The organism is Caballeronia grimmiae, assembly GCF_022879615.1.
GTDB classification, from domain to species: Bacteria; Pseudomonadota; Gammaproteobacteria; order Burkholderiales; family Burkholderiaceae; genus Caballeronia; species Caballeronia grimmiae.
Genome location: NZ_CP084272.1, coordinates 954,270 through 967,033, shown reverse-complemented (window position 1 = coordinate 967,033; position 12,764 = coordinate 954,270). Strand labels below are relative to the sequence as shown.

8 protein-coding genes are annotated in these 12,764 nt (G+C 65.6%); 6 read left to right on the top strand and 2 right to left on the bottom strand.

Annotation, left to right across the window (positions count from 1 at the left end):
• Positions 1-86 precede the first annotated feature (86 nt).
• The 5 genes from LDZ21_RS18110 (at position 87) to LDZ21_RS18090 (ending at position 8,854) form a co-directional block, all read left to right on the top strand.
• On the top strand, positions 87-1,685 hold the full coding sequence (locus LDZ21_RS18110) for a S53 family peptidase (RefSeq protein ID WP_244795143.1): 1,599 nt from the start codon (positions 87-89) through the stop codon (positions 1,683-1,685).
• A gap of 56 nt (positions 1,686-1,741) precedes the next feature.
• Positions 1,742-3,469 (top strand): S10 family peptidase, encoded by a 1,728-nt coding sequence (locus LDZ21_RS18105; RefSeq protein WP_404981076.1) that lies wholly within the window; start codon positions 1,742-1,744, stop codon positions 3,467-3,469.
• A gap of 114 nt (positions 3,470-3,583) precedes the next feature.
• Positions 3,584-6,874 (top strand): ATP-binding protein, encoded by a 3,291-nt coding sequence (locus LDZ21_RS18100; RefSeq protein WP_244795141.1) that lies wholly within the window; start codon positions 3,584-3,586, stop codon positions 6,872-6,874.
• A gap of 111 nt (positions 6,875-6,985) precedes the next feature.
• Positions 6,986-7,510, top strand: a complete 525-nt coding sequence (locus LDZ21_RS18095) for a hypothetical protein (RefSeq protein ID WP_244795140.1) — start codon at positions 6,986-6,988, stop codon at positions 7,508-7,510.
• A gap of 126 nt (positions 7,511-7,636) precedes the next feature.
• A complete protein-coding gene (locus LDZ21_RS18090) occupies positions 7,637-8,854 on the top strand; it encodes a L,D-transpeptidase (protein ID WP_244795139.1) in 1,218 nt (405 codons plus the stop codon).
• On the opposite strand, the gene LDZ21_RS18085 is transcribed toward LDZ21_RS18090, so the two are convergent.
• Together LDZ21_RS18085 and LDZ21_RS18080 are read right to left on the bottom strand one after the other, a co-directional pair.
• Positions 8,855-9,736, bottom strand: a complete 882-nt coding sequence (locus LDZ21_RS18085; RefSeq protein ID WP_244795138.1) for a DMT family transporter — start codon at positions 9,734-9,736, stop codon at positions 8,855-8,857.
• An 87-nt stretch (positions 9,737-9,823) separates the two neighbouring features.
• Positions 9,824-10,015, bottom strand: a complete 192-nt coding sequence (locus LDZ21_RS18080) for a hypothetical protein (RefSeq protein WP_035968909.1) — start codon at positions 10,013-10,015, stop codon at positions 9,824-9,826.
• Between the two features lie 274 nt (positions 10,016-10,289).
• Here LDZ21_RS18080 and LDZ21_RS18075 point away from each other — a divergent pair, with 274 nt between their 5' ends.
• The gene (locus tag LDZ21_RS18075) at positions 10,290-12,743 is read left to right on the top strand and encodes a glycogen/starch/alpha-glucan phosphorylase (protein WP_244795137.1); all 2,454 of its coding nucleotides are present in this window, start codon (positions 10,290-10,292) and stop codon (positions 12,741-12,743) included.
• Positions 12,744-12,764 lie beyond the last annotated feature (21 nt).

The window sequence follows — 12,764 nt, the reverse complement described above, 5'->3', positions numbered from 1 at the left end:
CGAAAGAATGCGCGAAGCGCGCGCCGGATGCGCGACAAGCGACAGGATCGGGAACCTCTGAATAGCCTGCAAGGAGCATCGATACCATGGCGAAGCAACCGGTGAGCGGCACGGACAAAATTCATCCCGAAGGCGCGAAGTGCATCGGCGATTGCGATCCCGGCGAACAGATCGAAGTCGTCGTGATGCTGCGGCGCAAGGACGCCGAAGGCTTTCGCCAGATGATGGCGCGCATCGACGCGGGCGAGGCCCCCGCGCAACCCGTCTCGCGCGAGGATTTCGACAAGCGCTTCGGCGCATCGGATGAAGACGTGAAGAAGGTCACGCAGTTCGCCGCGCAATACGGCCTCTCGGTCGTGCGCGCGGAACCCGGCACGCGCAGCGTCGTGCTCAAGGGCAGCATCGAAGCGTTTCAGAAGGCTTTCGATGTGAAACTCGAACGCTTTCAGCATCACAACATCGGCGAGTATCGCGGGCGCGCGGGTCCGGTCAACGTGCCGGACGATATCCACGACGCCGTCACCGCCGTGCTCGGCCTCGACAGCAAGCCGCAGGCGCGGCCGCATTTCCGCTTCCGTCCGCCGTTCACGCCGTTGCGCGCGGTGGCCCAGACCTCGTTTTCGCCGGTCGATCTCGCGCGTCTCTACGACTTCCCCGAAAGCGACGGCGCGGGCGAGTGCATCGCCATCATCGAACTGGGCGGCGGCTATCGCGAGAGCGATCTTTCGGCGTACTTCTCGAAGCTCGGCGTCAAGGCGCCGACCGTCGTCGCAATTGGCGTGGACCGCGCGAAGAATGCGCCGACCGGCAATCCGAACGGTCCGGACGGCGAAGTGACGCTCGACATCGAAATCGCGGGCGCGGTGGCGCCGGGCGCGCGCATCGCCGTGTACTTCGCGCCGAACAGCGACGCCGGTTTCGTCGACGCTGTTAATCGCGCGATCCACGACAACAGGAACAAGCCGTCGGTCGTTTCGATCAGCTGGGGCGGGGCGGAATCGAACTGGTCGTCGCAGTCGATGAGCGCGTTCAACGACGTGCTGCAAAGCGCGGCTGCGCTCGGCGTGACGGTGTGCGCGGCGTCGGGCGACAGCGGCTCGTCGGACGGCGTCGGCGATGACGCCGATCACGTCGACTTCCCGGCATCCAGTCCGTACGTGCTCGGCTGCGGCGGCACGAGCGTCGCCGCCACGGCGCACGGCATCACGCACGAAGTCGTCTGGAACGACGGCGATCAGGGCGGCGCGGGCGGCGGCGGAGTGAGCGGCGCGTTCGCGCTGCCCGTGTGGCAGAAGGGCTTGCAGGTCGCGCGGGCCGGTGGCCGAAAGGTCGCGTTGAGCAAACGCGGCGTGCCCGATGTGGCTGGCGACGCATCGCCGCTCACCGGCTATGAAGTGCTGATCGATGGCGACGATACGGTCGTCGGCGGCACGAGCGCCGTCGCGCCGCTGTGGGCCGCGCTGATCGCGCGCATCAACGCGATTCACGGCTCGCCGTCGGGCTTCGTCAATCCGAAGCTCTACAAGGCGAAGGCCGTGTGCCGCGACATCACCGAAGGCAACAACGGCGGCTTTGCCGCGGCGCCGGGATGGGACGCCTGCACGGGGCTTGGCAGTCCGGACGGCGCGAAGATCGCCGCGGCGCTTGCGCCGGCCCGGCAAGCACAAGTTGAGGAAAGTCAGTGAACAACAACCACGACGACGATTCGGGAGCGACCACGATGAACTCCGATCCACTGGAAATGAAGCGCATTCCCGCCACGGGAACTGGCGTCGCGCCCGACCCGGGCGGCATCAAGCAGCCGCCTGCGGCAGAGGAGCATGCAGCGAAGGCCCCCGCGAAAAGCGCGGGGAAGAAGCATCGGCAGGACCAGCCGTATTTCGATTCCGTCGCGTACGGCAACGGCCCCGACGATTCCATCGACCCGGGCGAAGCCGACGAAAACGCCGCGATCACGCACCACACGGTGACGGTCGGCGGCGAGAAGATCGCGTACACGGCGACCGTCGGCCATCTCGTGACGGTCGATCCGAGCAGTTCGAAGCCCGACGCGAAGATGTTCTATGTCGCGTTCACGAAGGACGGCGCGAAGGAGGAAGCGCGCCCGCTCACGTTCTTCTATAACGGCGGGCCGGGCTCATCGTCGGTATTCGTGCTGCTCGGCTCGTTCGCGCCGCGCCGCATCAAGACCTCGATGCCGGGCTTCACGCCGCCCGCGCCGTACGAGATGGAAGACAACCCGGACAGCCTGCTGGACAAGAGCGACCTGATCTTCATCAATCCCGTCGGCACGGGTTATTCGGCTGCGATCGCGCCGAACAAGAATCGCGATTTCTGGGGCGTCGATCAGGACGCGGATTCCATCAAGCAGTTCATCAAGCGGTATCTGACGAAGAACAATCGCTGGAATTCGCCGAAGTTCCTGTTCGGGGAGTCGTATGGCACCGCGCGCAGTTGCGTGCTCGCGTACCGGCTGCACGAGGATGGCGTCGATCTGAACGGCATCACGCTGCAATCGTCGATTCTCGATTACGCGCAGGCGGGCAATCCCGTCGGCGCGCTGCCGACCGCCGCCGCCGATGCGTGGTATCACAAGAAGCTCGGCGTGCATCCGACGCCGCCGAATCTGCTCAACTTCATGGAGGAAGTGGCGGAATTCGCGCGCACGGATTACCTGAACGCGCTGCGCAAGTTCCCGCAGACGGACGATGAAGTGGTCGAAAAGCTCGCGGAGTTCACGGGCATCGACAAGGTGACGCTGCTTGCGTGGAGCCTCGATATCGCCGCTTACGACAGCCGGGGCAACTCGCTTTTTCTGACGACGCTGCTGAAGCCGAAGGGCGAGGCGCTCGGTTCCTACGACGGCCGCGTGACGGCGATATCGACGGGCATCGCGGGCAAGATCGATCCGAACTCGGGCGGCAACGACCCGACCATGACGGCGGTGAGCGGCGTCTACACGTCGATGTGGAACAGCTATCTCAACGAGCAGTTGAAGTTCACGTCGACTTCGTCGTTCACGGATCTCAACGATCAGGCGTTCGTCAACTGGGATTTCAAGCACACCGATCCGACCGGCGCGGAGAAGGGCGTCGATTCCAAGGGCGACATCGTGCTCTACACGGCGGGCGATCTGGCCGCGGTGATGGCGCTCAACGTCGATCTGAAGGTGCTCGCCGCGAACGGCATGTACGACTTCGTGACGCCGTTCTACCAGACGATCCTCGACCTTCAGCAGATGCCGCTCATCGACAAGACCGTGCGGCAGAACCTCTCGGCGACGTTCTATCCGTCGGGGCACATGGTCTATCTCGACGGCGGCTCACGCACGAAACTGAAAGCCGACCTCGCGAAGATGTACCAGGAGGCGACGTCGAATCATGCCGCGATGAACCGCATCATCATGTTGCAGAAGACGACGGCGGACAAGATCGGCGCGGCGCTTTCGCCCGCGAACGCCGAGCAGTAGCGGCGCGCGTTTCGCTGCCTGCAACGAGTCGTGAAAGGCGCGCCGTCGTGTCCGATTGGCGCGCCCATCCGTTTCTGACACACTAGCTGCACCGCCCGAACGAGGGGTGCAGCGTTGCTCAATTCAGCAAAGCCCGGATGCGTCGGGCGTCTCTCGCGCTTGTTGCGCTGCCTGTCGATGATCGCGTGGCTGTTCCTCTGCTCGGCGGCCACGGCCGCGGGCACGCAGGCGCACGCGCCGCAGCGTCTCGTGATCGGCGCGGTGCCCGGCATGGTCCCGCCGTTCGACATGGCGGATATCGTGACCAGTCCGAACGCGGAGCCGCGCGGCATCTCCGTCGAGTTCGCCCAAGCGGTCGCGGGTTCGCTCGGCATGCAGCTGCAATGGCGGTTCTATCAAGATCGCACCGCGCTGATCGGCGCGCTCGCACGCGGCGAAATCGACGCGGCCACCGGCGCGACCGGCGAGGACAGCGGCCCCGCGCTCGCGCTTTCGCGCCCCTATATGCCGACGCAAATGGTGCTCGTCGAGCCCCTCGAAAAGCGCGCGCCGACATATCGCATCGCATACGTGGATGCGCAGACCTCGCGGGCGCGGCTTCAGGCCGCCTATCCGTCGATGGCGCCCGCCGCGTATTCCGGCACCGTCGCGGCGCTGCTGGCGGTATCGCTCGGTGAAGCCGACCTTTTCGTCGGGGACATGACCACCGTCGCATACGCGATCGGACACCTCGATCTCCCGGGACTCGTCGTCGCCGGCGCCGCGCCCTTCGAAGAAGGCGGCTACAGCTTCGTGTTCGCGTCGGGGCGGTCCGGCGCGGATGCATTGCGTCAGCGTGTCGATGCCGCGCTGGCCTCGCTGCCGCCGCGTGTGATGATCGTCGCGCGGGCGCGCTGGGATGCCGCGATGACCGCGATATCGGCCGAACATCCGCTGCAACTGACGCCCGAGGAGAAGGCGTGGGTCGCGACGCATCCGATCGTCTATTACTCGATGTTCGCGCACGCGCCGCCGCTGATCTTTCGCGACGCGCAAGGCGCGCCCGCCGGCCTGGTGCCCGATCTGCTCGCGGCGATATCGGGCGTTTCGGGGCTGCGCTTCGAAGGACGCATGCGCAAGGACGCCGCGCAGATCGACCGCGACCTTCGAAGCGGCGCGTCCGTGCTCCTGCCGTTTGTCATGGCGCGCAGCTACGCCGACCGCAACCTCGTGCCGACCGTGCCGTTCGGCGACGGGCTGATCGCCATCGTCACGCGGGCGGACGCCCCGCCGCTGCACGGCGCCGCCGCGCTCGCGGGCAAGCGCCTTGCGTTGCCATCGGAGTATCCGGCGCGGCTGCTGATGCGCCAGCTCGCGCCGACGACGCGCGTCGTCCAGACGAGCCCGATCGAGGGGCAGTTGCAAGCCGTCGCGAACGGCCAGGCCGACGCGACGATCATGGACATGAAGCTCGCGAGCTATGCGATCGGCAATCCTTATCGCGGCAAGCTCGCGATTAGCGGTGTGCTGTCGGCGAGGCCGTCGCCGCATGTGCTGCTCGTCGCTCGCGATCAGCCCGTGTTGCTAGGCATCCTGAACCGCGCGATCGCCGTGCTGCCGCCCTACGAACTCGAAGCGATCCACGCGCGCTGGAAACTCGATGAGCATCCCGAAGCATTGTGGGAGCGCCGGCTGCCGCAGATCGAACTCGCTGCGTCGCTCGGCGGGGCGCTCGTGATCCTGCTCGCCGGATGGGCGGTGTCGCTGCGCGTGCAAATCACGCGACGGATCGCCGCCGAAAACGCGATGCGCGCCGCGAAGGAGGAAGCCGAAACGGCGAACCGCGCCAAGTCGACTTTTCTCGCAACGATGAGCCATGAAATCCGCACGCCGATGAATGCCGTGCTGGGCCTGCTCGAACTTGAACTGCGCGCGCCGGGCGAAGCCGCCGCGACGAAGCGCTCGCTCCGGACCGCGCATCACGCCGCGTGCGATCTGCTCGGCATGATCGACGATCTGCTCGATATCGCGAAGATCGAAGCCGAGCGCCTCGTGCTCGTGCCCGCGCCGATGGATATCGAGGCGTGGATCGCGAGCGTCGCGTCGATCTACGAGCCGGCTGCGCGCGCGAAGGGCATCGCGCTCGTCGTGCAGCGTGACGGCGACGCCGGTCCCGCGTGGATATTGGCCGATGGACAGCGCTTGCGGCAGATCGTCGGCAATCTGCTGTCGAACGCGATCAAGTTCACGGATCGCGGCGCGGTGACGCTCACCTACGCCGTCGCTCCGCCGCGCGACGGCATGCGCGCGTTGACGCTCGCGGTGGCGGATACGGGCATCGGCATTCCGCCGGAACGGCAGGCGTCGCTTTTCACGCCGTTCGTGCAGGCCCACGACGGCGGCGCGCGGCACTTCGGCGGCACGGGGCTCGGGCTGACCATCTGCAAGCGGCTCGTCGACATGATGGGCGGCAACATCGAGCTGTCGAGCGAGCCGGGGAAGGGCACGCGGCTCACGGTGCGCGTCGCGTTTCCGGCGGCGCAAGCGGAGCACGCCGAAGCGATCGCGCCGCGCGAGGCGGTGGCCGACGTGCACCGCGCGCTGGCAGGCGTGCGCGTGCTGATCGTCGACGATCATCCAGCGAACCGCATCGTGCTCGATGGACAAATCAGGCTCCTGGGCGGCGCCACGCATTGCGAAGCCGACGGGCGCAGTGCGCTGGCACGCTGGCGCAGCGATCCCGGCGCGTTCGACGTGATCGTCACCGATTGTTCGATGCCGGGCATGAGCGGCGAAGAGCTCGCGCAGGCGATCCGCACGGAAGAAGCGGCGCAAGCGCCGGGCGCGGGGGGAATGCCGATCATCGGGCTGACGGCGAATGCGCTGCCGGAGGCGGCGTCGCGGGCCGTGGCGGCGGGGATGACGATGTGCCTCGTCAAGCCGATCGCGCTCGATGAGTTGAAGGATGCGGTGTTGTCGGTCGTGGGGGCGGGGGGCGGGATTGCCGTGCGGAACACGCAAGATTCGCAAGACACGCCGACACCACCGTCAACGCCCGCGCACCGCGCCCCCGTCTTCGATCAAGCCACGCTGGGCGCTTTCGGCGATCAGGCCGCTACGCTCATCGATACCCTGCGATCCGCGAACGCCCAGGACATCGACGACGCCCGCGCCGCGATGGACGCCTGCGACTACGCACTGCTGCGCGATATCGCGCATCGGATGAAAGGCGCGGCGGCGGTCATCGGCGCAACGCCCTTCATGCAGGCCTGCGTCGTGCTTCAGCGCAACTGCGAACGCGCCATCGACGAGGACCGCAACGGCGAAGACGACGCAAATATCGACGTGGCATTCGCAGCCTTCGCCCGCGAGGCCCGCGCACTCGAAGCGGCGCTGGATGCCGCAGTCGCACGCTTGTCGGTCTGAAGCGCGTGGCTCGCGCCCCCGCGATCGTGTGTTCTAATTGAATCACCGTTCGTCTCAAGAACTCGCGGCCGTGCGATGGCCGCGCATCCGCCTGACCAATTTCATCGAGGCATGAATCGAAGCGACACATCCGTCATTCAGCGCAGCGTTGATCGCCGCCGCGCCGGTCGAGCGGCATTGTCGGCGGTCATTGCGCTCGTCGCGGTGTTCGGCGGCGGCACGGCTCGCGCGCAGCGAGCGGACTGGCTCGATGCGCGCGTCACGCAATCCACCATCGTCGATACGATATGCGTGCCGGGCTATGTCGATCGCGTGCTGCCGTCCTTCGAGATGCAGATGCGCCAGAAGGACCGGCTGCTGAAACAGCGTGGCGTCGATGCATCGTTCGGTTCGGAATATGCGCTCGATCACCGCATGCCGGTGATTCTCGGCGGCTCGCCGAACGCAGCCGCCAATCTCGATCTGCGGCGTTGGGAAGGCCGCGCCGGCCAGCGTCGCAAGGAACGGCTCGCGGTGTATCTCAAGCGCTGCGTCTGCACGGGGGACATCACGCTCAAAGCCGCGCAATCCGCGATGGCCGGGGATTGGCCGAACGCATACCCGAATCTTTCCAGCATGTCGTGCAACGGTCTCTGAGCCGCCTGCACTGCGGCGGAACGAAGCTTGCTTGAATCAGCTTCCGGTGGACGCATCCAAGGTTCATCGTTCGAAGCGGACGATCATCGCGGTCGCCCGTCGTCTGAAGGTCAAGCGGATCAATCAATGCAGCACGCAGGAAACAACAAGACGCCATTCGGCGCGCGAAAAATCGGGGTTGCGGCGCTCGCGGTCTTCTGTCTGATGACGGCACAGGCGCAGCAGGCGGCGTCGGCGCCGGCGACGGTCGCGCAAGGGCGCGTCGCGATGCCGCCCGCGCCTCCGCTGCCGCATGTCGCCAGTGCGCCGCACGCAGCAAGCGCACCGGCGCGGGCGCTCCCCGCGATGCCCGTGCCGATAGCGCCGCAAGCGGCCCCGGCTGGATCGGCGGCATCGGCGGCGTCGGCTGCATCGGCTGCGTCGGCGTCGGAAGCTGCATCTGCCGCTTCAGCAGCCGAAGCGGCGTCGGCAGCGAGCGCGGCATCCGAAGCCGCCGCATCCGAAGCCGCCGCGCCGGAAGTGCCGCTTCCGCCCGAAGCGCCGGAACCGAACGCCGCGCAGCGATCGGGCCTCGCGCCCAAAGGCGCCTACGCGATGCGACAAACCTTCGCGCAGGAAGTCGATCGCCGGCTCACCATCCCGGCCGCCGACCAGCAGGCCTATGGCCGCGCGCTCCAGCATGCGCTCGACGAAACCGGTCACGGCGATCTCGCGAACGAGTTCGTCGTGCTCGTCGATCGCGCGGAGAACGTGCAGGCGCTTTTCGTCTACTTCCGCGCGAAGCCGGGCGATGCGTGGTCGATGATTGGCGCATCGCCGGTATCGACGGGACGTCCCGGCTCATACGATCATTTCCTGACGCCGCTCGGCGTGTTCCAGCACGTGCCCGGCAACATGGACTTTCGCGCGGAAGGCACGCTCAACGAGTTCAAGATTCGCGGCTACGGGGCGCGCGACATGCGCATCTACGACTTCGGCTGGGCCGAGGGCGAACGCGGCTGGGGCAAGGGCGGCGTCTCGCCGATGCGCTTTCAGATGCACGCCACCGATCCCGAGAAGCTCGAGCCGGTGCTCGGCATGCGTCATTCGAAGGGTTGCGTGCGCATTCCGTCGACGCTCAACGCGTTCTTCGATCATCACGGCATCCTCGATGCGCAGTACGAAGCGCGCGCCGCCGAAGGGCAATCCATCTGGGTGCTGAAGCCCGATCGTCAGACGACGTCGTGGGCCGGCCATTATCTGGTCGTCATCGATACGGCGCGAAAGACGCGGCCAGCGTGGTCGCCCGGGCCGGGAAAAGCCGCGCGTCAGCAGGTGCCGGCGGCAGCGAACAACGTGGATTGATCACTTCGATCTCGCGAGCAGCACGCCCGCCAGCGCGACGCCGAAGCCCGCAATCTGGATTGAGCCGAGCGTTTCACCGAACGCGACATAGCTTTCGATGGCCGCGAGCGGCGGCGCGAGGAAGAGCAGGGCCGTGGCCCGCGATGCGTCGCCGCGCCGGACCATCCACACGAGCAGCGTCGTCGCGACGCCCGAGAGCATGACAATGCCCCACGCGAGCGAGAGCCACGTCGTCATCGAGGCTATGAAGCGGTGCTCGCCGAGCGATACGGCCAGCACCGCCGCGACGATCGCCGCGCCCGCGTTCTGCAGCGCGCTCGCGCTGCGGATGTCCGCGTTCGCCAGCGAAGTCTTCTGATAGAGCGTGCCGGCCGTGATCGCAAAAACGGCGAAGACCGCGACCGTGATCACGAGCCATTGCGGCGCGGTATCGGCCGCATGCGCGGCAGAGGGGGCGCTTCCTGCGAGCCTCGGCGCGAGCACCAGTGCGACGCCGACCAGCCCGAGCGCGAGGCCGCTCCAGGCGCGCGCCGACAGTTTTTCGCCGAAAAGACGCGCGGCGAAAGCGGCGGTCAGAAGCGGCTGCAACGCGCCGAGCAGCGCCATCACGCCCGCGCCGAGGCCACGCGCGACGGCCCAGTAGCTTGCGCCGAGGTACACGCCTTGCAGCAGCGCACCCGCGACCATCTGGCGAAGGGCGTCGCGGCCCGTTGGCCAGCGCACTCGCGCGATGAGCGCCAGCGCGACGAACAGGACCGCCGTCCCGGTAAAGCGCGCGAGCAGGTAGAGATTGGGATCGACGTAGGGCGTGATCGCCCGGGCGACGATGAAGCCGGTCGACCAGAGGAATACGAACACAGGCGCGGTGAGCAACGAGAACATGAGCGGCACTGGCGGAAAGCGGCGAACGGAAACCGCGCAGTATCCGCGCTAGAGGGTCCTTCGTCTTGTTCAACCGTGCACAGCGTGCTATTCGATCGAGAAGGTGTCGAGCGGCTGATTCGCGCGGGCGTCGCTTTCGCTGGCGAAGCGCCTTGCCAGTTGCGCATGAAGGCGGCGCGCTTCGTCGAGTGTGAGATCGATCCAGTACGGATCGCCGGCTGCGTCGTTGAGACGCTCGGGCGGAAACTGGATTTCGATCACCACGCCTTTCTTGTACATCGCGAGCCTCGTTCCGGTGCATGATTGCGAAGCTGCGAGTCTAACGGACGCTGGCTCGCATATTGCGCACCGAGCGGAAAGAGTGCGTTGCCATCGAGTACGGCTTCGAACTTTCACATGGCTGTCATTGGCGCGGCCTTGAAAAAATCTGTTTGGACGACGAAATAATAATTACCGATGCGCATTTGTTGCGCGCCGGGGAACCATCGCGCGTCTCGTCGTACCAAAAAAAATAAAAGTGGCGTAACCTAAGATGCAAACACTGGAGGTATCGATGACATCCGTCGACCTGGAATTCGACCAGCTCAACAGCACCGTCGATGCGCTGCGGCGCTCCATCTCGAACCGCCTGATGTACGGCGTCGGCAAAGATGCGGCGACCGCGCAGCCGCGTGACTGGCTGCATGCTGCGGAACTCGCAGTGCGTGACCGTCTGGTCGCCCGCTGGATGCGCACCACGCGGCAGCAGTACGAACAGGACGTCAAACGCGTCTATTACCTGTCGATGGAGTTCCTCATCGGCAGGACCTTCACGAATGCGCTCCTTGCGCTCGGCATTCACGACGAAGTGCGTGATGCGCTCGCGTCGCTCGGCGTCGATCTCGCCACGCTGGAGGAACTGGAACCCGACGCCGCGCTCGGCAATGGCGGCCTCGGGCGGCTCGCGGCCTGCTTTCTCGATTCGATGGCGACGGTCGGCGTGCCCGGCTTCGGCTATGGCATCCGTTACGAATACGGCATGTTCCGGCAGACGATCGTCGAGGGTAATCAGGTCGAAATGCCCGATTACTGGCTGCGCGCGGGCAATCCGTGGGAGTTCCCGCGGCCCGAAGTGGTCTACACCGTGCATTTCGGCGGGCGCACCGTGCAGCATGGCGATCGCACCGACTGGATCGATACCGAGCACGTGAACGCGATGGCCTACGACACGGTCATCCCCGGCTACGCGACGACCGCGACAAACACGCTGCGCCTGTGGTCGGCCCGCGCCACCGACGAATTCGATCTCTCCGCGTTCAATCAGGGCGATTATCGTCGCGCAGTGGAAGCGAAGAACACGTCGGAGCATGTGTCGCGTCTGCTCTATCCGGACGATTCGACCCAGGCCGGCCGCGAACTGCGGCTGCGTCAGGAGTATTTCTTCGTCTCCGCGACGATGCAGGACCTGATCCGCCGATATCAGCGCACGCATACGCATTTCGGGCGGCTCGCGGAAAAGGTCTCGGTGCATCTGAACGATACGCACCCCGTGCTTGCGATTCCCGAACTGATGCGCCTGCTCGTCGATACGCATCATGTGCCGTGGGACAAGGCGTGGAAGCTCGTGCAACAGATGTTCTCGTACACGAATCACACGCTGATGCCCGAGGCGCTCGAAACGTGGGACGTCGAAATGCTCGCGCGTCTGTTGCCGCGTCATCTGGAGATCATCTTCGAGATCAACGCGCAATTCCTCAAGCAGGTGACGGAGAAGTTCGGACGCGACGTCGAACTGATTCGCCGCATTTCGCTCGTCGATGAATTCGGCCAGCGCCGCGTGCGGATGGCGCATCTTGCGATCGTCGCGAGCCAGAAGGTGAACGGCGTCTCGAAGCTGCATTCGCAACTGATGGTGCAGAACATCTTCTCCGACTTCGCGCGCATGTATCCCGAGCGCTTCACCAACGTGACCAACGGCATCACGCCGCGACGCTGGCTTGCGCAGGCGAGTCCGTCGTTGTCCTCGCTGATCGACAAGCGGCTCGGCACGCGCTGGCGCACCGATCTCTTCGAACTCGGCCGGCTGCGCGAATGGCGCGACGATCCCGAGTTCCGCAAGGCGTTTCACGAAGCCAAGTTCGCGAACAAGCTGCGTCTCGTGGAACGCGCGAAACGCGATGCCAACGCGATCATCAATCCGGAAGCGCTATTCGATCTTCAGGTTAAGCGCATCCACGAATACAAGCGGCAGTTGCTCAACATCCTGTATGTGATCGTGCGCTACAACCGCATCCGCGAGAATCCGGAGCAGGACTGGACGCCGCGCGTGGTGATGTTCGCGGGCAAGGCGGCGTCGGCGTACAAGATGGCGAAGAACATCATCAAGCTCATCAACGATGTCGCCAAGCGCATCAACGCGGACCCGCTCGTCGGCGACCGGCTGAAGATCGGCTTCATTCCGAACTATGGCGTGAGCGTCGCGGAACTCATCATTCCGGCGGCCGATCTGTCACAGCAGATTTCGATGGCCGGCACCGAAGCGTCCGGCACCGGCAACATGAAGCTCGCGCTGAACGGGGCGTTGACCATCGGCACGCTGGATGGCGCGAACATCGAGATATGCGACGCCGTCGGGCGCGAGAACATCTTCATCTTCGGCAACACGACGGACGAGATCGAATCGCTGCGCGCGGCGGGGTATCGGCCGCGGCAGATTTACGAGGAGAACGCGGAACTCAAGCTCGCACTGGATCAGATCCGGCTCGGGCACTTCTCGCCGGAAGAGCCACATCGCTTCTACGACATCTTCCACACGCTCGTGGATTGGGGCGATCACTACATGGTGCTCGCCGACTTCGCCAGCTTCGACAAGACGCAAAGCGAAGTCGACCTCAAGTTCCGCGACAAGGAAGCCTGGACGAAGAGCGCGATCGAGAACGTCGCGGGCATGGGCATATTTTCGTCCGACCGCACGATTGCGGAGTATGCGCGCGAAATCTGGCATGTCGAGCCGTTGAACCTGCGCTGACACCCGCTCGCCGCGCGCCCT

Coding starts and splice junctions, on each gene's coding strand:
- LDZ21_RS18110 (WP_244795143.1), top strand. CDS start 87: ATGGCGAAGCAACCGGTGAGCGGCACGGACAAAATTCATCCCGAAGGC.
- LDZ21_RS18105 (WP_404981076.1), top strand. CDS start 1,742: ATGAAGCGCATTCCCGCCACGGGAACTGGCGTCGCGCCCGACCCGGGC.
- LDZ21_RS18095 (WP_244795140.1), top strand. CDS start 6,986: ATGAATCGAAGCGACACATCCGTCATTCAGCGCAGCGTTGATCGCCGC.
- LDZ21_RS18090 (WP_244795139.1), top strand. CDS start 7,637: ATGCAGCACGCAGGAAACAACAAGACGCCATTCGGCGCGCGAAAAATC.
- LDZ21_RS18085 (WP_244795138.1), bottom strand. CDS start 9,736: ATGTTCTCGTTGCTCACCGCGCCTGTGTTCGTATTCCTCTGGTCGACC.
- LDZ21_RS18080 (WP_035968909.1), bottom strand. CDS start 10,015: ATGTACAAGAAAGGCGTGGTGATCGAAATCCAGTTTCCGCCCGAGCGT.
- LDZ21_RS18075 (WP_244795137.1), top strand. CDS start 10,290: ATGACATCCGTCGACCTGGAATTCGACCAGCTCAACAGCACCGTCGAT.